Raw genomic sequence first — 23914 nt, 5'->3', positions numbered from 1 at the left:
AGCCCCATCAATCCGCCGAGCGGGTGCGCGTTTCACCCGCGCTGCCCGCTCGCGGTCGAGCGTTGCCACATTGAGGTCCCTCCTTTGGTGTCGATGGAGGACGGGCGAGTCGTCGCTTGTCACGTGCGCGCTCCGGTCACAGACATCCCGGGCCAATTGGCTGAAGCGGCCAATGCCACGACCACGACAGTTTCGGCGGTCTAGTGACAGTCAACCTATTGAGGAAGCAATGAAAGAAATTCACGCGAGAACAGTTTTGATCCAACCCCCAGGCGGACGGCTACGATACTCGATTGCAAAGAACGTGGGACGGTTCACGATGTCGCAGTTGGGGACCCTCTTTTCACGATGCGAGTGAGCCAATACCCGAACTGGCCGATAATGCCCATGCCGAGGTTTTCGATTGGCCTGATGGCGGGCGGGTGGCCTGTTCCGTTTAGTGCGGCAGCAGCGGTGTAACCAATCCCGACGAGATCGATCCCTTGGACGAGGGTACGCCGTTGTTCGGGAACACCGCGTCGCGACTGGAGCCATCATGAAGTCGCCAGTAGCTCGACGCTGACCGACTTAAGCCTCTAGATCGTATCCATACTGGATCGCGGTCAGCAAATTATCGCATTGACCAAATAGGAGCTTCATTATGTCCTACAATGTTCTCACCGCCGAATTCGGCCACGAGACCAATACCTTCAACAAGAATCCCACGGACTATGATGCCTTCGCGAGGTATTCCATTTACTTCGGCGACGACGCCATCAAGAAGTATGGCCAAGCCAATACGGAGCTGGCTGGTTTTTGCGACTGCGCGCGCGACTACGGCTGGAAACAAACGCATGTTCTCAGCGCTGGCGCCGAACCGGCAGGTGTTGTAACTCGGGACGCTTTTGATCGCTTGGGCGGGGCCATCATTAAGGCCGCAGGTCAACACAAGGAGAAGCTCGATGGCATCCTGCTTGCGCTTCATGGCGCCATGGTCACCGACTTTTGCGAGGATGGGGAAGGCGAGCTCCTGGAGCGGCTACGGGCAGCGGTCGGACCGGATATGCCCATCGCGATCACGCTCGATCCCCATGGTAACGTGACGCAGAAGATGTGCGAGCTTGCAGATATAATGGTGTCTTACAAGACTTATCCCCATGTCGATATGCGCGAGATCGGCCGACACGCCGGGGCAATTCTTCATAGGACTATGAAGGGAGAAGTTCGACCACGCACCCTGCGCGTGCACCGTCCGATGTTGTCAGAAGTGAATGGCGGGCGCAGCGATGTCGGTCCGATGGTCGAGTGGATAGCGAAATCCCTAGCCTATGAGCAAGAACCCGGCGTTCTCGCCGTCAGTATCAATGCTGGGTTCGCATATGCCGACATCCGTGAGATAGGTCCGACGGTCACAGTCACCTACGACCGCAATGAGGATAAGCATCGCGCCTTCGCTGAAGCGATCGCTGATGATATATGGAGAAAGCGTTTTGATGTAGTAAACTCTTATCTTTCGGTCGAGGAGGCAGCGAAGATCGCCAAAGCATACGAGCGCCATACAGGCCCTTTAATCATCGGGGACTATGCTGACAATCCCGGGGCTGGGGCTTACGGCGATTCGACCAATCTGTTGAAGGCGATGATCGAGGCCAGTATCGCTGATGCCGCGTTTGGACCGATAGTTGATGCAGAAACAGCCAAGCAGCTGCATGGCCACACTGTGGGTGACCGCGTGCTGGTAAAACTGGGCGGCAAGTTCGATCCGCGGTTCGGAGGGGGCCCCTTGGAACTCGAAGGCGAGGTCTGCCTTACAAGTGATGGTTCCTATACTTGCGACGGTGCCATGTACGGCGGATTGAGTTTTTCCTGGGGTAAAACCGCAGTCTTGCGCGTCGGGGGAATCGAAATTCTCGTGGTGAGCGAGCCAACACAGATATTGGACCTACAGCAATTCCGTGCCTTTGGCATCGATCCTGCTGCAAAGACCGTAGTCGGCCTGAAATCAATGCAGCATTTCCGGGCCGCTTTCGAGCCTATTGCCGGTAAGGTAATTGTCTGTGACAGTGGGGCTCTTAGTACACCGAATTGGAAAAAGCTGGCTTATCGGAACGTGCCGCGGCCAATCTTCCCGCTCGACCGAGAAATGAATATCTGAGTAAGAAGTCACGGTTCTGGTACCGATGTCGAGAGCACATGATCACATGATCGTGGTCAATATCGCATAAGTCGGATAGCACCTTAACTATTTTAGGAGTTGAGTGACTGTTCCTGCGATGAATAATGCTCACCAAGCGGTGCGACCGCAGCGTGAAAACAAGGGGAAATGCTGTAGATGTGTTGCATCGTTTTGATTACCAGCGCTATGGCAGACCCTTTCGACTTTTTCGGAGAATTAGGTGTTCAAGGGCCGCCAGTTCGACCAGTCAGTGATCCTGCTTTGCGTATGCTGGTGCCCGGCCTACAATCTCAGCCTGCGTGATCTTGAGGTGCCTCCCTGCGTTCCAACGCCAGCATTCTCATCCTGATTGACGCAACGCGAACGCCGCTCGGAGCGACGACAACGCCCGCCAATCTCTCCTCTATATAAGGGCGCAAGGTCGTGTTAAGCGCAAGCTTGGTCGGTTGGGGCGACGGGCCGATCGCTCGGCATGCCACTGGGCGGTCGTCGCGCGATACTCCAGGCCAGCTACGGGTGGCTGCATTGCGCCTCAGCTCACGAGAGATTGTCGAGGCGGACCGACCGAGCCGGCGCCCGATCTCCTGCATGGAATGGACTTGTATCCGGAGAAGCGCAAGCTCCTCGCGCTTCACCAACGACAAATACCGCCCGGAGAGCGATTTTGCCGAGGATCTAAAAATCGCTGGTGGCATACCGCCCGCCTTTCGGAACCATCTGGTTCCTACAGGCGACCTCGAGCGCAGCATCTTCGCTGCTCAGACCCGCGGCAATCGCCCACCAGAATCTGCGCAGTTCATGCCGCCCGCCACAGGCGGCCGTCCTGGCGAGGGTAATGGGACCCTTCCAGACCGAGCCGATCGCCGCTTTTGAATGCTCAAGCAACCTCCAACTCTGTTTGAATCCGCCTTGCACGCCGCGGTCAGAATGATGGATCAAACTGCCCGGCGCGGGGTTGCGCGCGGTGATCGCCATTTCGAGGGCTTCGATGGCCAGGCTTGCCCGCGGATGCGTGTCCAGGGCCCCAGCCTACGACTTTACGACTGAAGGCATCGAGAAACTGCCAGAAAGGCGAACTCCTCGGCCAGATGAAAATAGGTAATGTCCGCGACCCAGAATTGGTCGACGTCGGTCAATCATGCCACGCGCGAGATTGGGAACGACGCGCCAGCCGTGGCGTGAGTCGGTCGTCATCGGCACGAAAGGGCGGGAGCGCAAGCACAGGAGATTATCTTCTCTCAGGATCCGTAACAGCCGTTTATGATGACCTGCCACCCTTCCCGGCCTGCAAGACGCCTATCCATCGATAGCCATAGTGACGGTTATTGAGGGCGAGCTGCTGTATAAGGTGACGCAGGGCCGTCCCTTCCTTACGTGGCGCCGAACTTTGCCAATGCGGGTAATAACCGGCCCGGGGCCAGCCAGCACATCCTTTCAATGCCTTGCGACGAACCAGCGGTCATTTTTCGATGACCTACCCCGTGCCGTCAGGCGCGGTGTCCTGCCGGTGATCGTCCCTGATACGCCGCAAGGCTTCTTGAAAAAAATCGAGATCTGTTGCTGCTGGCCGACTTTCTGTTCCAGTTCGGAGATGCGCCGTCTCGCCTTGGCGAGCGCCTCTCCTCAGGCGGCGGCGCCATCTCACCCGATTGCTGCAACGGCTCCGACGAGACAACCGACGCCTTCCCGGGACGTCCACGACGACGCGCCTTGACGCTGCCGGTTAGGCGCAGGCGATCACGCCAATCGTACAGCCGTTGCCGGCTAATCCCGGCCTCCCTTGCCAATTCACTATTATTCTCGCCCACTTCCATTCGTTGCAGAAGCGAGAGCTTGTCCTCTTCATTGATGATCCTTTGCGATCCCATGCACAGTTTCCTGATCTTGCGGGAAACTGTCCGCTATTTTCTCTGTCTCGATCCAGGGGTGCACTCCAATCCCCGTCCGGTTAATTCCTGGAATCCGCAGCAAGGTCTTCCCCGAGCCCGCCATGATGCTTGCCGCGGTCGATCGTGTCTTAGCATTGAGGGCCTCAATCAGACTGCCTGTCACAAACCACGTGCTCTGTACTCAACACGGGCGTGAGACTTTTGCAGTAGGTCAATTGCCGCGGGTTCAGCAATAGTCGGCCACTCAGCGAAACAGTCGCTCGCTGTTTATTTTCTTTTTCCGGAGGCCGGCATGACTGCTCAACTACAAGTCTCTCGTAGAGGAGGGCGGGAAGCGCGGCGGACGATCCGCATGGCGCCGAAGGTCGACATGTTGCCGACGCTCAAGCGCGGCCTGCCGGTCGTGGAGCCGATGGATGCCGAGCAGGTTGAACGCATTCACGAGGCCTCCCTCGCGATCTTGGAAGAAGTAGGCGTGGTGTTTCGCGATCCGATCGCGATTCAGGACTGGAAGAGAGTCGGAGCGGACGTTCGCGCGGATGACCGCGTTCATCTCGACCGCGGCCTGGTCATGGAGCTCATCAAGACCATTCCTCCCAAGGTCGAATACTTCGCGCGAGATCCAGCGAAGAATGTCGAGCTCGGAGGCGACAAATCCATCTTCGTGCCGATGACCGGCGCGCCTTACATGCGCGACCTCGATGACGTCAGGCGTGGCCCAACGATCGCGGACCTTGGGACCTTCCACAAGCTGGCGCACATGATGCCGGCATTGCATTCATCGGCGCACCACATCGTCGAGCCAATGGACATCGTTGTCGCGCATCGGCACCTGCACATCACCTATTCGTCGATGAAGCACTCCGACAAGATATTCATGGGTATGACCACCTCGCCCAAGAATGCCGAGGACGTGCTCGATATGTGCGAGATCCTTTTCGGCGAGGGCTTCCTTGAGAAGCATGCAGTGACCACCGGAAACTGCAATGGCAATTCGCCGCTCGTGTGGGACCAGGTCATGCTGGGCGGCATGCGTGCTTTCTGCCGGCGCAATCAGCCAGTGTTGTGCTCGCCCTTCGTACTGGGCGGCGCGAACACGCCAGCCTCCACCACGGCGGCAGTGGCACAGCTCAATGCGGAGGCGCTTTCGGCACTCGCCTACACGCAGGTGGTGCGCAAGGGCTGCCCCGCGATCTATGGGCATTACCTGTCGACCGTGTCGATGCAGTCGGGAGCGCCGATGGCGGGAACGCCTGAAATTTCCCTCATGAACTTCATGATCGGCCAAATGGCTCGCCGCTACAACGTCCCTTGGCGTACTTCGAACTTGCTCGGCGGCGCCAAGGTCTTCGATGCGCAAGCAGGCTATGAAAGTGCGATGACAATGATGGCCGTGCTGATGTCAGGCGCAAACTACATTTGGCATTCGGCTGGCTGGAATGAAGCCGGCATGCATTGCTCGATCGCAAAGTTTGTCGTGGACGGCGAAGTCTGCGCCATGGGCTATCGCATGACGCAAGGCATCCAGTGGGACGATTTTGATGAAGCCCTGGCTGCGGTGCGCGATGTCGGGCCGGGAGGCCATTACTTTGGACATCCGCATACACAGGCGAACTTCGAGAAGGCCTTCTTCATCCCAAAACTCTTCGACAATAACTCAATCGAGCAGTGGTACGCTGATGGCTCCAAGGACATCAAGCAACGCGCCCTGGATCATGCGCGCCGTCTTCTGGCCGAATATGAAGAACCTAAGCTCGACGTCGCGAAAGACGAAGAATTGCGCGCGTATATCGATCGTCGCTCCCGGGAAATCCCCGCTGTCGACGCGCTCAACGAGGAATACTGAGCATACTCATGCGCGTTGACCAGATCAACGTCTATAAGGTCCAGCTGCCTGTTAAAGGTGGCACCTATCGAATGGCAAGCGACGACGTCGACGCGCTTGACAGCACCCTCGTCGAGATTGTGACCGATGACGGGCTGACTGGCTGGGGCGAAACCTGCCCGGTCGGGCCGGTTTATCAGCCGCATCATGCACTCGGCGCACGCGCGGCGATTGCCGAAATCGCGCCAGGTCTTTTGGGCGCCGAGATCGCCTCGATCAGGCTTCTCGCCAAACGCATGGACGAGCGCTTGAACGGGCATGGCTATGCCAAGGCAGCGTTCGATATAGCCTTCCTTGACCTTCTCGGCCAGCGGCTTGGAGTGCCGGTCTCGACACTGCTGGGCGGTGCGCTGGCCGACCGTGTTCCGACCTACTATTCGCTCATTGTTGGCCCGCCTGACGAAACGGCCAGGATTGCCGCCGAGAAGGTGAAGTCAGGTTATCCACGCCTGCAAGTCAAAATCTCGGGGCGAAATCTCGAACGGGATGTGGCCTCGATTCACAAGGTTTGGGAAGCGGTGGGCTACAAAGCGCGTATCGCAGTGGATGGCAATAGGGGCCTCACTGTCGCTGCCGCCATCCATCTTGACCGGCTTTGCCAGGCGATCCCATTCGTTTTCGAGCAACCCTGCAACACAATGGATGAGATCGCCACCCTGAATGGCAGGGTGACGCATCCGGTATATTTGGACGAGAACACCGAAGATCAGAACGCAGTACTCAGGGCGATCTCCCTCGGCATCGCGGATGGCTTCGGCTTCAAGGTCACGCGTCTCGGCGGCCTCACCAAAATGGCGACAATGCGCGACGTTTGCGCCATCCGCTCGCTACCGCACAGTTGTGATGACGCATGGGGTGGCGACATAATCGCGGCGGCCTGCGTGCACTTAGCTTCCACTGTGGAGCCGCGCCGTTTTGAGGGCGCCTGGATCGCGCAGGAATATATCGAAGGACATTTCGACGCGAACAATCCGATTGTCATCGAAAATGGTCACATCGCCGTACCGCAACTGCCTGGCCTCGGTGTCAAACCGGAACCCGGCATGTTCGGTCAGCCGGTAGTCACGTACGGATCCTAGTGAACGCGCCCGCCAACATCATCGCAATTACCTCGTTGGCCAAGCCGACAAATTCGGCGGCGGCCGATCGACCGTTTGACCTGGTGGTTCTGGTGTTACCCGGGTTCTCGCACCTGGCGCTTCACGCCTATATCGAACCTTTTCGCATCGCAAACACGGTATCCAGGCTGCCGCTGTTCCGGTGGCGAATCGCAGGGCTTGATGCTCGGCCAATCGAGGGCGCCAACGGCCTTTCGGTTGCCGTTGATGTCGCGATAGACGAGCTGGTTTCCGGCTCGGACGATCGCAGACCGAACCAGCTCGCTATCGTGACGGGTGAGCCGGTGGAACAGCAACTGACGCCTGAACTCAATGCATTTCTGCGAACGATGGCGCGTCGCGCGGTGCCGATGTCTGCGGTTGGGACAGCGACATGGCTGCTTGCCCGGACGGGCCTTCTGGCAGGCACACGCTGCACGATACACTGGTCGCGGCTCGCTGCTTTCGCCGAAGTGTTCAATCAGCCCCGCATAAGCGATTCCTTGTTTGTCAAGGACGGCCAGTATTCAACCTGCGCAGGAGAACTGGCAGCTTTCGACCTGGCGGTTGATCTGATCGGCAGCCATGCCGGCGGGTATATTGCACAGGAGGTCTGCCGCCACGCGACTGTCCAAGGTCAGCGCTCAGGATCAAACCGCCAGACCGGGCCGTCAGGTCTGGCCTTTGCCGGTGTGAGCGACAAGCTCCTGATGGCAATGCGGATCATGGAAGAAAATGTGGAGTTCCCGCTGACAATGGAAGTGGTTGCGCAACGGGCCGGAGTATCGCGGCGCCAGTTGGAACGCTTGTTCGCTTCCCATGTCCGACTTCCGCCAGTGCGCCACTATCTCCGGATCCGCACAGACCATGCCAAGCGCCTGATCGAAGGGACGCGGATGCCCATTATCGACATTGCCATGGCCTGCGGGTTCACGTCTGCTTCGCACTTCGCAAAGTGCTTCAGAGCTTTCAATGGAATGTCGCCGCAGCAGTGTCGAGCGACAGTGCCGGCTTGGGTTGGGCCCGGCCTGAGATGATAGCGTGGTATTTGAACTTGGCGGAGAACAGCGGCACCTCTATCCATGCCAAATGTTTGGAGTCGATCTGCCCACCAACAATCAGAAAGCGGCGCAACAATACGTCCGGATCATAGCGCTCAAAGCGGCGAGATGCGCCTATCCGTTGTCCTATTCCCTGTCGACCGACGTTCACCGTGGCAACCATTCGATTAATGACGGCTTTGATACCGCCCCGATCATGATGGCGCAGGACGACTTCTCACGATTGCATGATGCGGGGGCGGCGAGGATTTCATTTCATCCCAAGAAGATTCTGCGATTGCACTATTGCGTTGGGAAGATGCTGTAGCGTCTCGGAGATGACTGTTCGAACAGTCCCGCGTAGCTGCAGTTGGTGATGACTGGTGCGAAGATAGTGGAAGCGTCGCGGCATTCCGTAAAGACGGTCAACCCAGCCAATGCCGGCGAAACGGGCCGCGGTTATGCGGGCCGGCTTATGGTGGCGGTCTACAGGCAGGGGTGGCGCGCAACAGACAGATGGAGGGATTGAGCCCAGGATAATGACGAAGGACATGCCACCTATATTCGAGACATTTCTGGAACAGCTGTCGGCGAGTGTCGATGAGGCAGATTTCCGTGATGCCATGGCTGACGCGGCCGCAGAACTTGATCTACTCACCTTCGCCTACTTGTCCTTACCCTCACAACCCTCCGGCAAACCCAGGCTGATCTCGAACTATCCATCTCGCTGGACCACGCAGTATCTGCGAAACCGGTATGAGAAACTTGATCCTGTCGTCTTGCGCGCGCGGTTTGGCGGCGACCCGTTTCTATGGGGATCGGATTTGTGTGGCATCAAGATGTCGCCAGCTCAACAGCAGCTATTTGATGAGGCGGCCCAGTTCAGCATCCGCTGCGGTTTGACGATCCCGATTGTCGATCTTCGCGGCTGCATTGCCGCGATCACTTTTGCCGCTGATGAGCCCAATCCAGCATTTCTCCGGGTGGCTGAACGGTATGAACAAGCTCTTCAGCTCTTGGCAACCTGTTTTCACACTTGCGTTCGCCGCAAGCTGCCGGGTGATCGAACAGTGGATGGCATTTCGCTGACACCGCGCGAATATGAGTGCCTGCAGTGGGCCGCGCGCGGCAAGTCAGGCTGGGCTATCGGCCGCATCTTGGGCGTCAAGCCGCGCACCGTCGCTTTCCATTTGGACAACGCTAAGAAGAAGCTCGGGGTGCGCACCCAAAATCAGGCCATAGCGCTGCTAGCTTCCTCAACGTCTTCAGTTCTCTGAAAACTGAATTCGTCTTTTAGGCGGCCTGCCACGCGAAGAGGCTGTTTCAGCGGCGCATTCGCCTCCGCATCGACCTGAAGCTGAGTGATGCTATTTCGCCGGCTACTCAACCAGGTGCGATTCAGCCCTATTCTGCTGTCCACGCAGGGGCTCATACATTTTGCAAGTGGTTTGCAGAACTGGTGCTTCATCCTCGAGATCGTCGTTCGACCCGGTGTCTATGACGAGGACGGAGCCGTCGAAGGCGCTGCCATACCAACGGTTCTTTTGGCGGGCGACCGCAGCCAACATGTTGTAATTGCGCCGTGCAAAGCAGCATCTCCAACTCGTCGTTTCCGGCGCGGCGGTTACTCGGACTGTCCGACTTGTCACCGACGCGACCTGGACCACTCGGCAATTGAGTATCGGTTGTGGGCGCTTGGAAGGCTCAACTAGTCTTACCGCGTACGGACGAACTGCCAAAAACCCCCGTTTTCGTCGGAAGCGAATTGTCTTCGTCTCCGGTTTATTCTCCGGGCACTCGACGGCTCCTCTGCCGGTGTTTCGCACCGGGAAATCGCCGAACTGCTGCTCCGCGAGTCGCGGAGCAAGGCCGACCGGACATATTTCCTCGCGATCATCTGGGAGACCCATTCGCCGCCACCGGGCGGCGCGGCCACGCGCTCACGAACGGCGTGTCCAGGGAGTCCCTTGCTTGGACGTAACGGAGCGCACGGCGCAATTCGTCAGCTGGCGAACAATGCCTTGTAGCCGCTCGTCACCATCCAGTTCGCACGCTCGAGATGACTGCGAAGAGCCTTTCGCGCGCGCTCCGGTTCGCTTGCCGGATCAATGCCGAAGGACGAGCCATTTCCTCTTCGCTGGCGTCGTCAGCGGATGCGTCTAGGAGCCGCATATAGGTCGTGAAATGCTCTTTGTCGTAGCTCGTGAGGCTGTCCGACCAATGGACTTGGTCGGCAATCGGCGTGTTCGATTTAGGCTGTAACATCGCTGGATTCTATCTCCCGCGCGAGATGCGCATGCAGCCCAGTCTCGATGTGGCAGCCCGCGTGTCTGATGGGCTGGGCGGGGCGCGCACGCGCGGCTCTCTTCACCAATCCCGTTGCCGTGCTTGCCGGTCGGCGGATTGCGCTGCTCATCTGGCACGCCATTACGACCGTCGGCAATAGCTGATGGAGCGCCGAAAGCCTCCATCGTCGCCGGCCAGAACGCCACGGCTCCTCGGACCACCGGATGGGTGAGGCGGACCTGGATGGGGCGGCCGATCAGCCAATGCGGAAGAAGGACCTGTCGACCTCGACGTGGTAAGCGGATACGCCAGGCCACCTTCCATTTGACATTGGGCGAACGGTGCCGCCGGCAACGGCCTCACGGCTGCTCGCTCGATCTCCTCGAACAGTTCGCGGCGGCGTTTGCCGACATGGCGGATCGGCCTGCTTTAGCGAGCGGAAGGAACCATGTTGATGGCCCACCGTTCTCGATGGCAGCGAGCGGGTAAGATTTGTTACCGCTCGCAATGACCATTTCACAGCCCGCGTCCGTGGCAATCCTTGCTGCCATCAACTTTGTTACCATGCCACCCGAACTGTGGCGAGCCAGGGAATGACCCGCCATTGCCTCTATCTCGGGAGTAATGCATCTAACCTCTGTCACCAGACGGGCTGCGGGGTTGTCGTGTGGGTTTTCCGAGAAGAGGCCATCTACGTTGGAAAGCAGAACGACAACGTCAGCGTTTACCATCTGCGCGACCCGTGCCGCCAGCTGATCATTGTCGCCAAAACAGAGCTCCGCCGTTGCGGTCGTGTCGTTCTCGTTGATAATGGGTACGGCGCCAACTTTGAGAAGTTGTTGAAGCGTTGAAGCCGCATTCAGGCGGCGATGCTGATCGTCTATATCTTCGCGGGTCAATAGTATTTGCCCAACGCCAAAACCATAGCGTTTGAAACTCTGTTCATAGGCACGCATGATTCGAACTTGACCGATAGCGGCCGCCGTTTTCTTCTCCTCAACTCGCAGAGATCTGTCCAGATGATTGAAGTGACTTGAGCCGGCCGCGACAGCACCAGAGGTGACGATGATCACCTGCTGCCCGCGTGCGAACAATCGGACGACATCCTCTATTAGCGTCTGAAGCCAAGGACCGCGTATCTCTCCGGTTTCTGCATCGGCGATCAGTGCCGAGCCAATCTTCACTATCAGCCGGCGAGCCGAAAGCAATCGGATCGGGCTTAATGGTGCTGCCGTTGAGTGTTGCTGCACTAGAAGTGAAGACACGTCTCTCCAATCTCACCTTTCTTGGCGGCGGGGGCTTGGAGGCTAGAAGGGCGCACGAGGCGCCCTTCATTTCCGATCAGCTATCAGCACGCCGCCTTCACCTTTCGTTATTAGAAGCGGTAGGTGACACCTGCGCCTATCACCCAGGGATCGAGCTCCGCCTTTCCCGTCAGCTTCGCGCCGTCCACCGTGACGTCGAAGTCTGGCTTGAGGAAAAGCTTCTTCACGTCGAAGTTGACGCCCCAGTGCTGATCCACCATGTAGTCGAACCCGACCTGCAGCGCGGTGCCGAACGTGTTCTTAATCTTGAGAGCATCGGCGCTGCCGGCATCCTGGTTATAGAATATCGTGTAGTTCACGCCGGCGCCGACATAGGGCTTGAAGGCGCCGAGACCGGTAAAATGATACTGCAATGTGAGCGTAGGCGGCAGCAGCCAAACCTTGCCGATATTGCCCAGCCCGCGGATCGTTCCTTGGCCCTCGATGTTCGCATAGGTGGTGCCGAGTATAAGCTCGGCGGCGATGTTGTCCGTGAAGAAATAGGAGATATCGAGTTCCGGGATCACGGTGTCCGAATAAGAAAGACCGGAGCCTGACACTGCATTGACGTAGCCCGAATCCTCGGTGATGACCCCCAACCCACGCAGGCGGATTTGCCAAGGGCTTGGCGCTTCCGGGACCGAGGCTCCTACCTGCAGGACGCACGCGGGGTGCGCAAGGTCCGCCGCGACGGCCTGCTGTCCCACTACCATGAGGATGACGGCCGCTGTTACTCCCCGCGACACGCCCATTCGCTTTTTCTCCATGATATTCTCTCCTTGCTCTTCAGAAATGATGCGATGCACTATGAAAAAATCCTGCTGGGATCGACGGAGCGCTCATGCGCAGTTTGCGTGGGACAGCGCACACATTATTTGCGCCGTGCTCGCAATCATCGACCTGTACTCACTTGTTGAAACGTGCCCTTTGTCTCCGTCCACCTATCGAACGCCATCGGCTTGCCAGCCGATCGCACTGCGAAGGAAATTGGTGCCCAGGGCAATGAATGCGGCCCGCTCGCGATTGTCCTTGCCGTAGCCGTGCCCGCCCGCGCTGAGCTCGTAGAAGTAAGCGGGATAGCCAAGAGCCTGCAGCTTTGCAGCCATCTTGCGCGCATGGCCGGGGTGGACGCGGTCGTCCCGCTTCGTGGTGGCGAGCAGGATAGGCGGATAGGGCTGTCCCGGAGTCGCGCCGTGATAGGCAGAGATTTCCCTCAGGAAAACCCAATCGTCAGCCTTGTCCGGATCGCCATATTCGTCGATCCAACTCGCGCCCGCCAGGAGCTTGGGATAACGGCGCATGTCGACAAGCGGAATTGTGCAGAACAGTGCGCCGAAATGCTCAGGATAGCGGGTCAGCATGTTGGCTATCAGCAGGCCGCCATTTGACCCGCCCTCGGCGGCAATCCGCCTCGGCAGCGTAATGCCCCTTCGCACCAGGTCGGCGGCAACGGCGGCGAAATCGTCATGGGCAAGACGCTTGCCCTCCCTGCGCCCGGCATCGTGCCAACGGGTGCCGAACTCGCCGCCGCCCCGGATGTTCGCCACCACGCACGTGCCGCCGCGTTCGAGCCACAGCTTGCCGACCGAGGAATTGTAGGAGGGCAGGAGCGACATGCCGAACCCGCCATAGGCGGTGAGGTGAACCGGGGCATCCCCGTTCCCGTCAGCCGGACCGACCTGCGTATAGGGAATCATCTCACCATCGATCGAGACCGCCTCGTGGCGCGTGACCACCAGTCCGGATGCGTCGAAATTCTCCGGGTTGCGCTTCAGGATTAGTGAAGCGCTGAGAGGCGGCGCGGCATTGAGATCGAATAGTGAAAGCTGCGGCGGCGTGATCGGATCCTGAGCCCAGACCAGGACCTCTCCATTGGTTTCGTGACCTTCTGCGTCGAGTGACCAGAGTTGAACATTGTTCGCGCCGGGCACAGTGTCCAGGGTTCGGCGCGTCCATCCCTTGGGACCGGGGGTGAACATCTCGAATCGCGGAACGAGGTTGCTGAAGTAGGAGCTGATGAGCTTCCCGTCATTCCAGAAGAATGACTGCAGGGAACGCCTTTCGGCTGGTTCAAACAGGGTACTAAATCCGCGCTCGCCGGCCAGGAAAGAGTAAAGCGAGATGCCGATCAGCGCGTCGGCGGCATAGGTAGTCCCGCCAACCGTCCATGCTCTGCGCGGCTTTACCGCCAGCCAATCGCCGAAGGCATTCCACCAGGCGTCCCGAGGAAGGTCGATCTCAACCGTCGGCCCGCCTCTATCCCCCATGCGGACTATCTTCTCGAAGCAGGCCAGCTGCTCGACGAACCATAGGCGCTCGCTCTCGGCGGTGCGGTCCAGATGGCCAGACACACCGAGGGTATCGGAACCGGTCTCGAAGATTACCGGGGCCGTCAGGGGATCCGCGCCACGCTCCCACAGTCGCACGGTGCGAGCGTAGCCGGAGCGGGTCGCCATGCCATCACCAAGCGCACTGGAAAGCAGAAGCGTGTCAGGGTCGAGCCAATTAACCTCGCCCTTGGCCTCCGCGAGGTTGAAACCATCGACGACAAAGCTAAAAGATCCGAGATCGAATTCGCGATGCACGACCGCGTCGCTGCCGCCGCGCGACAGGCGCAGAACGGCTCTTTCCCGTCTCTTCGGCTCAAGGGACGCGCCGCTCCAGATCCAGTCCTCTCCGTTACTAGCGGCGAGGGCGTCCAGATCGAGCAGTAGCTCCCACTGGGGATCAACTTTCATGTAGGCGGCAAGGGTGGTCCGGCGCCACAGTCCGCGCGGATTTCGGGCATCTTGCCAGAAATTGTAGAGGTACTGGCCGTGGCGCCTGCTCAAGGGAATCCGGTCAGGGCGATCGAAAATTGCGGTCAGGGCGTCATGGTCCCGCTCGAATTGCGGTCCACCGAACTGCTCCAGGGTCCTGGCAGACTGGCTGGCGGCCCAGTCAAGTGCCCGTTCGCCTTCTACATCTTCGAGCCAAAGATAGGGATCATCGTCGGGAGCATTCAGCGTTGGGCGGCAATCGAATGCGGTCATGTCCGGTTAACCCGAAGAGTGAAGTCGCCTGGAAAACAGGCGCAAAGTCTTCCGTCGGCCCAGGAAAGCTCCGCTTTCGCGGCTGCGACCGCATGTTCGGCGCGCATGATCATGTATGATTTCTCCCCTGCCCGTGCCGCAGCGCGTTTTGCGGACAGCCTCGCAGGAGTCGTGCCAAGTAAGAAAATCGTCTCAAAACAATGCGATCACCCTGATGGCGCTATGTCTTATGTCCGACATCGTCGAAGATCCGACAACGAATGCAGCCGTGACCGCCTGATAGAACCTCCCGTGCCAGATCGGTGGGCACTGCGGAATAAGCAGTGAAGCTCACCGCGAAACTGGCCGAACTTCGGATCGACATCGGCGACGCGGCGATCGACGACCACTGCGTCGCCGGTGTCGGGCGCGGCACAGCCTGAGGACACCGCGGCGCGATCATCGAATAACTGCGTTTACGTTGCCTCCATCCTCGCCCACCGGTGGGCGCGCAAAGGACTGCTTTGCGGCCTCATCCCTCCGCCTGGATCGCAGGGACCGAACGGCGCACGTGCTTTTGGAACCGGCAGAGTGGTCATCACGCAATTGTCTTCCGGCTATCTTTCCAGAGATTCGACAATCCAGTTGGTGAAGGTCCCATATCGCCCAATCATTGATGTGCTTAGGTCTGGGCATGCCCCCATCCGCAACCATCTCATCAAGAGCATCGATCCGACACCAACATAGAGAATTGCTTCCCCATGAGAGAGGCGTCGCGGCGGACATGAGAGTGCGCCACTCTTGATGATCGCGGGCTCCGAGGATGTCGGGATCGAGCCAGTGAACGGCACGATAGGGCGAAGGATCTGGCAGCTCTTGCAACTGCCGACCTCGATGGGAGAAGGAAATCGCGATCTGTCCGGCAGAGACACAAGGTTCTGCACCGTCCGTTCATGAAGACTTCCTGCTGGTCTCCATAAGAGAAGTATTCTGGTGCAGAAGGTGCCCCGATTAGCTATTCGGAAAAAGGCGACATCGAGGTGCAAATCGGGCGCCGCCGTGAGGCGTCCCCCTCAATGTCGGATTTCCGACAGGATCGCAAATCCGCCAACCCATTGTTTAATAAAATGTTCCGTCTTTGGCACGGCCGATGCAGGGGACTCTGCATCAAAGAGAGGTCGTCCATGATCATCCGCACCGAAAATGCCGTCGCCGCAGTGAAAACCGCGCTCTCGCCTGCCATCAAGCCGCCGAAAGGCCGGCGCGTCATGGTTGAGGCGGGTGATTGCGCCGGCTTCAAACACCTTAATGGGCTTGGAAAGCGTCTCGCGTGACGGCGAGGCGGGCATCCAGACGGGTGGAAAGGACATACGTCGTTGCCCCACGTCGCCGGCATGAACCGTCGATTGTCACCGCGCTGGAATGCTGGGGTCTACATTCGGCGACCCGAACGCGGACAAATACCCGCAAACCCGGTCGGGACCGGGGCTCGAAAACGTCCGCGAGGGGGCCCAATGGCTATGGCCGATATTCGCCGCGAACAAGCCGCCTAGCGGGAAGACTCTATAGGAGGAAAGCAAGTGGAGTTATCTTGCGTTGGGGTCGGTGCTGGGCCGTCTAATTTGAGCCTTGCGTGTCAGATACACGAACAAGTTGGGGAAGGGGCACTGTTCCTGGATCGACAGGTCGACTTCCGCTGGCATCCAGGCATCGCATTCGATTCCTCAGAGCTCCAGGTGAGCCACTTCAAGGATCTGGTCACGCTGGTGAATCCGCGATCAGCCTACACTTTCGTAAACTTCCTGCACGAGAACGGGCGTCTGTATCACTTCCTGAACGCACAGTTCGAAGCCGTGCTCAGAGTTGAGTTCGAACAATACCTGAACTGGGCCTTCCACAGGAACCCACTTGTGCGTGGCGGCGAGACGGTGCGCGAAATCCGCTTTGACGGCGAGTTTCGGGTGCGGACGGATAAGGCGGTTCTCGGCGCCAGAAACGTCGTGGTCGGCATTGGCAAGCAGGCGCAAATTCCGCCTCAGTTTCAGGGCTGGACTGGACGCAACCTGTTCCACTCATCTGTTTTACTGCACATCCATCCTGAGGTGCGGAGAAAGCATGTCTGCGTGGTTGGCGGAGGCCAGTCGGGAGCCGAGGTGATGTTGCACCTTGTCGGGCTGCCGAAAGAACGGCGGCCTGCCTCGATCACTTGGGTCTCGCAGCGTGAGAACTACCTGCCTCTCGACAACAGCCCGTTCACAAACGAGTTGTTCATGCCCTGCTTCTCGGATCGTTTCGCGGCGATGAGCGAGTCGCAGCGTAAGCTGCTCCTGCGGCTTTTCGTGCTTGCCTCGGACGGCATTTCGGAAAGCACGTTGCGCGCGATATATCAGGCGCTGTACCGCCACGCATTTTTCGAGCCAAACCGATCCGACATCACACTGCGGCCGGGCTGCACCGTCTCGCACTCCGTCAACGCCGGCGCGGGTCACAGGCTGACCCTGCAGCACGACATGGTCGAGGTCGAAGAAGTCACGGCTGACATCGTCATCCTGGCCACCGGTTACGAGAACGCGGTGCCAGACTTCTTAGAACCCATCGCGCACCGGCTGGAGCAGATCGACAATGAATTAGCTATTCGCGAGGATTTTTCGGTGAGCTGGGACGGACCGCGTGACAGACGCATCTTCGTACAAAACGCGAGCCTCGGGCAGCGCGGCCTGGCCGATCCGAACCTAAGCCTGCTGGCCTGGCGCGCGCGCCGCATCCTCGATAGCCTTCTTGGGCGCGCGCCATGCGCGAACCCCGAGCATCCGGGCTTCATCAGCCATACCTCGATCGAGAGCTGGCCCGACCCCGTAGCCGAAGAAATGGGCAGCGGGATATGACTCGTAGACTTTTGATCATCGGCGGTGGCATCCTAGGAATGATGTCCGCCTCCGCTGAGGCGAAGGCCGGAGGTTTCTCCGAAATCATCGTGACCGAACAAGCCCTTGGACCAAGCGGCGCATCGCATTATTCTGGGGGCGTGCATTTCCCCTACGGCTGTCAAGACCGTACCAGCTCGCTCACTCGAAAGAGCGCCGTGGTCTTGGCGGCCATGGCTGGGTCGGCGGTCAGCGGATGGTGCCGGCCTTTAGCGATGCGTGTCGTGGCTGGACCGGGTGAAGCGATTGATCCGGCCCAGTTTACGGAACCCCTGGACCCGGCTGAGCCTGACATAGGCAGTCTCGCGCCGAGCTTCTGCGGACAATATCCGCCGGAACGGAACGCACTTAGCATCGCCGTCCCACATGACGTGAGTCCGTCTCCGTGGACCCGCAACTTGACCAGCGCCCGACTGCCCTAATTGGGATGTCCGACCAACCAGTCTTTCCAACAGGAGGCTTTTCGCATGTTGACTGATGCACAAAGAGAAAAGTGGCAGAAAGACGGATACGTCAGGCTCGAAAGGTTCTTCGCTCCAGCGGCTCAGGAAGACATCTCTACTTTTGTCGAAGACATGTCACGCTGGGATGTCAGCGATGATAAATGGCTCATGTGGTTCGAAAAGACGACGGACAATCGAAAGATCATCTCCAAGATCGAGAATTTTCTCGACTTCCATGATCCATTGCGTCGTTTGCTCTTAGAAGATCAGCGCATAAAGTCAGCGGTCGAGGATTTGCTTGGCGAAGATTCGCGCAGGCTCAAGGAGTTGCTGATTTTCCACTACCCCGACAGCGGCGGCTATCTCCCGCATCAGGACATTTATCACATTCCACACAAACTCCCCGACCGGATGGTCCATGCGGTGGTTGCCATAGGCATCGACGACTCCGACCCGGAAAACGGCGGGCTTTTCTTCAGCCCCGGCAACCACAAGAAGGGGGTGTTTCCCATGGATGCCGGTGGGGTGATCGATCCTCAAGTCGCCGAAATGTTCGCCTGGGAACCCGTAATATGGAAGGCTGGCGACATCTTCATCTTCGACGATTACGCACCGCACTACTCACGACCGAACAAAAGCAATCGTTCGCGGCGGACACTCTACTTGGTGTTCCAGCGTGCTTCAACCGGTGGACCGACCCGCGCTGAATATAACGTGCTTAAGCGCGCCCTTAACCCGCCCGAGGGCAAAGTGGCCGATCTCGACAAACTCAAGCCCCCAAATGGCATTTTCTATCGCGATTGAGCTCACGCAGCCAGGCGGAGGCATGCACACGAAACTGATCGACCACTCAAAAATGGGCGGAGAGTATGGCGTTCTGATTTGCGGGCTCGCGGAGCATCGACCGCAGCCCGTTACGACGCTTCGGCACGTGGATTGTGGAGGTGGTCGCAGGGCGGTCTTCTGTGACGCCTACAGCCCGACTGGCGCCCCTCGTCGCCCGCCTGGCGGCCCAGAGCTGCATTATCCTGGCCGGGGGCCGCCAACCGGGTCGGGCTACCGTTTCTCTCCACAAATTGCACGGGAGGCTGTCGCGTTGGCAGACGAAGATCCCACTGCTTCAACAGCTTAGGTTCGTCATGCGCAAATACAGGTTTTCTCGAACGGAGCTGTCGCGGGCGTTCGGTATCGACATGGCCACGCTTGGAACGGGAAGCGCTCGCACGGGGTTTTCGTTCGGTAGGGTTGCACCGGGCGTTACATCCGAGGCCCATCGGCACGACGAAATCGAGGCCTTCGTGATCCTGTCAGGATCGGGCAAGGTCAGGACCGACCTTGGGGAAATCTCGGTCGAGGCGGGCGATGTCGTTCTGTTCGACCCTTTTGAAGCGCATCTGCTGCGCAACGACGGAAACGAAGACCTAGATTTCGTCGATGTCTACTGGCGAGACGGCGAGGCCGCCCTTGATGCCGCTGCAAAGACCACAGCTCCACGCGGGCCGATCTTCGTCTTCTCCACGCCGCCAACGCCAAATGGCGATCTGCATCTGGGGCATCTTTCTGGCCCCTATTTCGGCGCCGACGTCTATACTCGTTTCCTGCGCATGAAAGGAGTCGAAGCCTATCACCTCACTGGAAGCGATGACAACCAGAGCTACGTCGCGACACGCGCCGATGCCGATCAATTGACGCCTGCAAGCGTGGCGCGCACCTACGCCGACGAGATTCGCGCCACGCTTGCACTTTTCGATTGTGAGGTCCACAGCTTCCAACTCACGACGGGCGATGATGGTTACGGCGAGTTTCAAGCCGCGTGTTTCCGCAGTCTTCTGAGCAGCACGGCGGTAGATCTGCGCCAGAGCCCTGCGCTTTTCGATGCTGTGACAGGCCACTATCTTTACGAGCCGGATGTTAGCGGCCTCTGCCCCGATTGCGGCGGCTCCGCCGGTGGCAACATCTGCGAGGAATGCGGCGCCCCAAACCTTTGCCACGATTTGGGTGCAGCCCGGTCACGGCAGTCTGCCGAGGCGCCGCTGGTCGGCTCCGTCCGCCGCCCGGAACTTGCCTTGGACCGATGCTACGACAATATCGACCGGCATCTAAGGGCGTCGGGCGTCCCGCTACGGATCTTGGATCTCTTCGCGCGCCTACGCCGACGCGGCAACTTTTCAGTGCCCATTACCCACCCCTCGGACTGGGGCCTGCCGGCCGAAGGGTTCCCGGGGCAAGTGCTCTGGGTCTGGCCGGAAATGGCCTTCGGTTTTCTTTACAACATCCAGGCGCTCGGCCGCTTGCTGGGTCGCGACTGGAAGGCGGAGATGCCCGGCAACGACTGGCAGATTGTCCATTTCTTCGGCTTCGACAATTCGTTCTACCACGCGCTACTCTACCCCGCTCTTTACGCCGAGGTCTTCTCCCACTGGACGCCACGCATCCACTATCATGTCAACGAGTTCTACCTGCTCGACGGCAAGAAGTTCTCAACCAGCTGCCGCCATGCGGTCTGGGGCAAGGAGGTTCTGAGCCCAAAGACAGTCGACGTCGTGCGCCTCCATTTGGGCCTGACACGCCCGGAAGGTGAGCGGACGGATTTCACGCTGGACGCGCTGCGCCGCACCGAGAACGAGGTGTTCCAAGGGATTTGGCTGAACTGGCTTGATGCGTTGAACCAGGAAATCAAGCAGGATTTTGGCGGCCGTGTACCCGATGCAGGCGACTGGAGCCCGGTCGACCGCGCCTTCTTTGCTCGGATAGAGATCTATCGCGGGGCGATGGAACGCGCCTATTCGGACGAAGGCTTCTCGCTCCGGCGCGCGGCCGCTCAGGTCTGCGATTTCGTGCCCGATTGCGTGATCTATCGTCGGGCGCAAGACTATGCGGCGGCGCGACGTTTCTATCCCGCCCGCAATCGGACTTCGCTAGCCCTTCAGACGACGGCCGCTGCGATCCTGGCACCGACACTCGCTCCGCTGCTGCCCCGATTCGCCAGAACGCTGGCGCGAGGCATCGATGGCGTCTCAACCGAAACATGGCCCCGGTCCGTCCAGCGCCTTGCGCCCGGGACACGCTTTGATCTCGGACCCGTGTTGGTGTTCTACGCCAAATCCGGCAATCCTCATCTCGATGAGGGGGAAGCACTATGAGCCCAAAGGTGCACCAGTGAGCTATCCCAATCTCGACCAGATCTGCGCGGCAATCAAAGCCGATGATGCCAAATATCTTTACTCGCTGTCACTGGCGACCGAAGCCGCTATCAGACGGTAGAGACCAGATTGGCGGACCTGAACCGACGCATCGTCGACACCCTGGCCCGCGCCTTCGAGGACCGCTCGGCCGATCGCTTCCCAGCCCTTGCTGTTTCGTGCCGCAAATGCCGTGTGGGCTCGACTGCGCTGACCAACCTCTTGGGCATCGCGGGATTTCCGTCCTCCAGCCGGTCAAGACTGTCATGCGGTTCGAGGCGCTTGGTCAACATGGCGCGCCCTGGATCGTGCGCCGATCACCGGAATGTCGAATGCGAATGCCTGCCTGATGGTATCTTCGATTCTGGCCGAGCCTGTACCGGTGCGGCAGTCGGCCGAAGAACAACTGAGCTACTGACAATCGGAAGGTAGCAGGTTCAAAATTCTGCCCCAGAAACCGGATATTGCGCACAGCCAGCGTTCACGATCGCGATGGTGAACAAGCTTCCAACCAGACCCGCGCAACGACAGCCCGTCGCCTGAAGATAGTCGGCGAGGCCGCCAATCCCTCGCAAGCGTATCCTCCGTCACATGCACGCCGTCTTCGCCGACAAAGCAGACGCTTGTCTCGTCGAGAGATAAGTCCAGCCAGGGTGCTCCTTCAGGAGCGTGTTTGCTCGGGTACGGAGCCGCCCCTCAGTTCCCAATCGAGGAGCGATCCTACAATTCACATATTTGGAGATCGCTCGCTAGGTTACCCGGTCTGTGAACCCTGCAAGCCGAAAATTCAGACGCCGCCCATGCAGAGATATTTCATTTCGAGGTAGTCCTCGAGGCCATGGCGGGATCCCTCCCGCCCGATGCCGGACTGTTTTATCCCACCGAACGGCGCCGCTTCTGAAGACATCCGGCCGGTATTTACCCCGACCATTCCATATTCCAACGCCTCGGCCACACGCCAGACACGCTTCAGGTTGGAGGCATAAAAGTAGGCCGCGAGGCCGTAGATCGTGTCGTTGGCCTCACGCACGACCTGATCCGCATCTTTGAAGCGAATAATCGGGGCCAGCGGCCCGAATGTCTCTTCTTGCGCGACGGTCATCTCGCTGGAGACACCGGTCAGGACTGTCGGTTGGAAAAACGTGCCATTCGTGCCGATGCGTTTGCCCCCGCAGCGAATTGCGCCGCCTTTGGCGACGGCGTCGGCAATATGGGATTCGATCTTGGCCAATGCGTGCTTGTCGATGAGCGGTCCGATGTCCACTCCGGGAGCGAAACCATCACCAACTTGAAGTTGGCGAGCCCGTTGCACGAATTTCTCGACGAACTCGTCGTGAACGCCCGACTGGACGTAAAGGCGGTTCGCCGAAACGCAGGTCTGGCCGGCATTGCGGAACTTCGCCTGGATCGCACCGTCAACCGCGGCATCGATATCGGCATCATCGAAGACGATGAAAGGTGCATTGCCGCCGAGCTCAAGGCTGACTTTTTTGATCTGGTCCGAGCACTGGCGCATAAGCAGGCGCCCGATCTCAGTCGACCCGGTGAAGCTGATCTTGCGGACCTTGGGATTGGTACAAAGTTCGCGGCCAACCGCGTCACCTTCGGACGCATAGATCAGGTTGACGACGCCTTCGGGAAAGCCAGCCTGATGGGCGAGGGCGAACATTGCTCCCGCCACGAGCGGCGTCTGTTCAGCGGGCTTGAGGACGATCGTGCAGCCCGCCGCCAAGGCTGGCGAGATTTTGCGCGCCACCATCGAGGCCGGGAAATTCCATGGCGTTATCGTGCCAACAACTCCGATGGGCTGCTTGATTACCAGCATTCGGCGGTCCATCGATGGTGCGGAGATCGTCTCGCCATAGACGCGATTGGCCTCCTCGGCGTACCATTGCAGATACGCCGCAGCATGCGATATCTCCGACTTGGCTTCGGCAAGCGGCTTGCCCATCTCCGCGGTGAGAATCGCGGCGAGATCGTCGGCGTGGTCGATGGTCAACTGATGCCATCGCCATAGAACGTCGCTGCGCTCACGTGCGGTCAGCCCTGCCCATCCAGGCTGCGCGACATAGGCCTTGTCGATCGCAGCGCATGTCTCCTCGACCCCCATGTCGGGTAGTTCTGCCAGCACTTCGCCAGTCGACGGGTTGAGGACCTCGAATGTCCGCTCGCTAATCCGCGTGCCAAGTGCCGGCAGGCGATCAATGGGTCCAAACAGGTCGGGGGATCTCAGGTGACGGATCATCGGCAGGCACAGGGGCAATACCGGATTCCTCCTCAACGCAGCAGGTATATATAGCAGGTGCGGTGTGTACTCCGCGACGTCCGGGTTCCTTATAGGGCCTCGGCCAGACAGCTGGTAGACCACGGTACCCGACTGCAAGGGAGAATACCTGAATACGCTAGAAGATGCCTCGCGGTTCTACGAGTCGAACGATTGAACAACGGACATCGGCTTCGCCAGCCACGCGGAGTGGATGCTGGTGGCCTGCGCCTACAATCTGCGGACCACGAATCGGCGACTCTATCCACTCGAAGAGAGGCTGGCCTGAGGAGGAGCGCACCCCAATAATGACGCCTGAACCGGCAAATGCCTGGCAAGCCCCGCGAAAACCGATCCTCGCGGCTTTAAACAGATCCCGTTTAGCGGGCGAGCGCCCGCAAGATGAGAAAGAGGATGGAGAGGAACAGGGTGGCG

At 59.1% G+C, this 23914-nt stretch carries 16 protein-coding genes and 5 pseudogenes; 13 read left to right on the top strand and 8 right to left on the bottom strand.

All coding sequences use genetic code 11. The annotated features are described in order from the left end of the window. From NKJ35_RS28540 to NKJ35_RS28530, 3 genes and pseudogenes are all read left to right on the top strand, one after another. Nucleotides 1-204, top strand: a 204-nt coding sequence (locus tag NKJ35_RS28540; protein WP_352650856.1) for an oligopeptide/dipeptide ABC transporter ATP-binding protein, incomplete at its 5' end; no start/stop codon positions are given. A 436-nt stretch (nucleotides 205-640) separates the two neighbouring features. Further along, a complete protein-coding gene (locus tag NKJ35_RS28535; RefSeq protein WP_352650854.1) occupies nucleotides 641-2134 on the top strand; it encodes a M81 family metallopeptidase in 1494 nt (497 codons plus the stop codon). Between the two features lie 241 nt (nucleotides 2135-2375). Then, a pseudogene (locus tag NKJ35_RS28530) lies at nucleotides 2376-2465 on the top strand (IS6 family transposase); the annotation flags it as partial. Between the two features lie 55 nt (nucleotides 2466-2520). On the opposite strand, the pseudogene NKJ35_RS28525 reads toward NKJ35_RS28530, so the two are convergent. Both NKJ35_RS28525 and NKJ35_RS28520 read right to left on the bottom strand, forming a co-directional pair. Next, nucleotides 2521-3036: pseudogene (locus NKJ35_RS28525) on the bottom strand (helix-turn-helix domain-containing protein); the annotation flags it as partial. A gap of 606 nt (nucleotides 3037-3642) precedes the next feature. Continuing rightward, on the bottom strand, nucleotides 3643-3969 hold the full coding sequence (locus tag NKJ35_RS28520; protein ID WP_352650870.1) for a helix-turn-helix domain-containing protein: 327 nt from the start codon (nucleotides 3967-3969) through the stop codon (nucleotides 3643-3645). 367 nt (nucleotides 3970-4336) lie between these two features. On the opposite strand from NKJ35_RS28520, the gene NKJ35_RS28515 reads away from it, so the two are divergent. The 6 genes and pseudogenes from NKJ35_RS28515 to NKJ35_RS28490 form a co-directional block, all read left to right on the top strand. After that, entirely contained in the window at nucleotides 4337-5890 is a 1554-nt protein-coding gene (locus NKJ35_RS28515; RefSeq protein ID WP_352650852.1) for a trimethylamine methyltransferase family protein, read from the top strand. A gap of 8 nt (nucleotides 5891-5898) precedes the next feature. Then, nucleotides 5899-7008, top strand: a complete 1110-nt coding sequence (locus NKJ35_RS28510; protein WP_352650850.1) for a mandelate racemase/muconate lactonizing enzyme family protein — start codon at nucleotides 5899-5901, stop codon at nucleotides 7006-7008. After that, entirely contained in the window at nucleotides 7008-8063 is a 1056-nt protein-coding gene (locus tag NKJ35_RS28505) for a GlxA family transcriptional regulator (protein ID WP_352650849.1), read from the top strand. The genes NKJ35_RS28510 and NKJ35_RS28505 overlap by 1 nt, the downstream gene beginning before the upstream one ends. A gap of 4 nt (nucleotides 8064-8067) precedes the next feature. Then, nucleotides 8068-8394 (top strand): hypothetical protein, encoded by a 327-nt coding sequence (locus tag NKJ35_RS28500; RefSeq protein WP_352650848.1) that lies wholly within the window; start codon nucleotides 8068-8070, stop codon nucleotides 8392-8394. 223 nt (nucleotides 8395-8617) lie between these two features. After that, the gene (locus NKJ35_RS28495; protein WP_502904690.1) at nucleotides 8618-9343 is read left to right on the top strand and encodes a LuxR family transcriptional regulator; all 726 of its coding nucleotides are present in this window, start codon (nucleotides 8618-8620) and stop codon (nucleotides 9341-9343) included. Nucleotides 9344-9832: 489 nt separating this feature from the next. Next, a pseudogene (locus tag NKJ35_RS28490) lies at nucleotides 9833-10093 on the top strand (hypothetical protein); the annotation flags it as partial. On the opposite strand, the pseudogene NKJ35_RS28485 reads toward NKJ35_RS28490, so the two are convergent. The 5 genes and pseudogenes from NKJ35_RS28485 to NKJ35_RS28465 all read right to left on the bottom strand — a co-directional run bounded on the left by NKJ35_RS28485 (nucleotide 10069) and on the right by NKJ35_RS28465 (nucleotide 14688). Further along, nucleotides 10069-10331, bottom strand: a pseudogene (locus NKJ35_RS28485) (DNA -binding domain-containing protein). The pseudogenes NKJ35_RS28490 and NKJ35_RS28485 overlap by 25 nt on opposite strands. A gap of 236 nt (nucleotides 10332-10567) precedes the next feature. Next, nucleotides 10568-10781 (bottom strand): annotated as a pseudogene (locus NKJ35_RS28480) (IS21 family transposase); the annotation flags it as partial. Then, nucleotides 10712-11617 carry a glutamate 5-kinase gene (gene proB, locus NKJ35_RS28475; protein WP_352650845.1) on the bottom strand — a complete coding sequence of 302 codons (906 nt, stop codon included), beginning with the start codon at nucleotides 11615-11617 and terminating at the stop codon, nucleotides 10712-10714. The gene proB and the pseudogene NKJ35_RS28480, both read right to left, overlap by 70 nt. A gap of 110 nt (nucleotides 11618-11727) precedes the next feature. Continuing rightward, nucleotides 11728-12423: an OmpW/AlkL family protein gene (locus tag NKJ35_RS28470; protein ID WP_502904689.1), complete on the bottom strand. Its 696-nt coding sequence runs from the start codon at nucleotides 12421-12423 to the stop codon at nucleotides 11728-11730. Nucleotides 12424-12597: 174 nt separating this feature from the next. Continuing rightward, nucleotides 12598-14688: a prolyl oligopeptidase family serine peptidase gene (locus NKJ35_RS28465; protein ID WP_352650844.1), complete on the bottom strand. Its 2091-nt coding sequence runs from the start codon at nucleotides 14686-14688 to the stop codon at nucleotides 12598-12600. A 1163-nt stretch (nucleotides 14689-15851) separates the two neighbouring features. Here NKJ35_RS28465 and NKJ35_RS28460 point away from each other — a divergent pair. From NKJ35_RS28460 to NKJ35_RS28445, 4 genes are all read left to right on the top strand, one after another. Then, on the top strand, nucleotides 15852-16001 hold the full coding sequence (locus NKJ35_RS28460; RefSeq protein WP_352650843.1) for an iron-sulfur cluster assembly accessory protein: 150 nt from the start codon (nucleotides 15852-15854) through the stop codon (nucleotides 15999-16001). Nucleotides 16002-16247: 246 nt separating this feature from the next. Continuing rightward, nucleotides 16248-17552 carry a lysine N(6)-hydroxylase/L-ornithine N(5)-oxygenase family protein gene (locus tag NKJ35_RS28455; RefSeq protein WP_352650842.1) on the top strand — a complete coding sequence of 435 codons (1305 nt, stop codon included), beginning with the start codon at nucleotides 16248-16250 and terminating at the stop codon, nucleotides 17550-17552. Between the two features lie 506 nt (nucleotides 17553-18058). After that, nucleotides 18059-18838, top strand: coding sequence for a phytanoyl-CoA dioxygenase family protein (locus tag NKJ35_RS28450; RefSeq protein WP_352650840.1), 780 nt, complete (start codon nucleotides 18059-18061; stop codon nucleotides 18836-18838). A 389-nt stretch (nucleotides 18839-19227) separates the two neighbouring features. Continuing rightward, nucleotides 19228-21177, top strand: coding sequence for a class I tRNA ligase family protein (locus tag NKJ35_RS28445; protein ID WP_352650838.1), 1950 nt, complete (start codon nucleotides 19228-19230; stop codon nucleotides 21175-21177). Nucleotides 21178-22003: 826 nt separating this feature from the next. Here NKJ35_RS28445 and NKJ35_RS28440 read toward each other — a convergent pair. After that, nucleotides 22004-23461 carry an NAD-dependent succinate-semialdehyde dehydrogenase gene (locus NKJ35_RS28440; protein ID WP_352650863.1) on the bottom strand — a complete coding sequence of 486 codons (1458 nt, stop codon included), beginning with the start codon at nucleotides 23459-23461 and terminating at the stop codon, nucleotides 22004-22006. Between the last annotated feature and the right edge of the window lie 453 nt (nucleotides 23462-23914).

Source organism: Mesorhizobium sp. M0136 (assembly GCF_040322515.1).
Classification (GTDB): domain Bacteria; phylum Pseudomonadota; class Alphaproteobacteria; order Rhizobiales; family Rhizobiaceae; genus Mesorhizobium.
This window is presented reverse-complemented; position numbering and strand designations above follow the sequence as displayed.

Excerpts from the sequence above, each read along its gene's own strand:
- NKJ35_RS28535 (WP_352650854.1), top strand. The coding sequence starts at position 641 with ATGTCCTACAATGTTCTCACCGCCGAATTCGGCCACGAGACCAATACC.
- NKJ35_RS28520 (WP_352650870.1), bottom strand. The coding sequence starts at position 3,969 with ATGGAAGTGGGCGAGAATAATAGTGAATTGGCAAGGGAGGCCGGGATT.
- NKJ35_RS28515 (WP_352650852.1), top strand. The coding sequence starts at position 4,337 with ATGACTGCTCAACTACAAGTCTCTCGTAGAGGAGGGCGGGAAGCGCGG.
- NKJ35_RS28510 (WP_352650850.1), top strand. The coding sequence starts at position 5,899 with ATGCGCGTTGACCAGATCAACGTCTATAAGGTCCAGCTGCCTGTTAAA.
- NKJ35_RS28495 (WP_502904690.1), top strand. The coding sequence starts at position 8,618 with ATGCCACCTATATTCGAGACATTTCTGGAACAGCTGTCGGCGAGTGTC.
- NKJ35_RS28470 (WP_502904689.1), bottom strand. The coding sequence starts at position 12,423 with ATGGAGAAAAAGCGAATGGGCGTGTCGCGGGGAGTAACAGCGGCCGTC.
- NKJ35_RS28465 (WP_352650844.1), bottom strand. The coding sequence starts at position 14,688 with ATGACCGCATTCGATTGCCGCCCAACGCTGAATGCTCCCGACGATGAT.
- NKJ35_RS28460 (WP_352650843.1), top strand. The coding sequence starts at position 15,852 with ATGATCATCCGCACCGAAAATGCCGTCGCCGCAGTGAAAACCGCGCTC.
- NKJ35_RS28450 (WP_352650840.1), top strand. The coding sequence starts at position 18,059 with ATGTTGACTGATGCACAAAGAGAAAAGTGGCAGAAAGACGGATACGTC.
- NKJ35_RS28445 (WP_352650838.1), top strand. The coding sequence starts at position 19,228 with ATGGCCACGCTTGGAACGGGAAGCGCTCGCACGGGGTTTTCGTTCGGT.
- NKJ35_RS28440 (WP_352650863.1), bottom strand. The coding sequence starts at position 23,461 with ATGATCCGTCACCTGAGATCCCCCGACCTGTTTGGACCCATTGATCGC.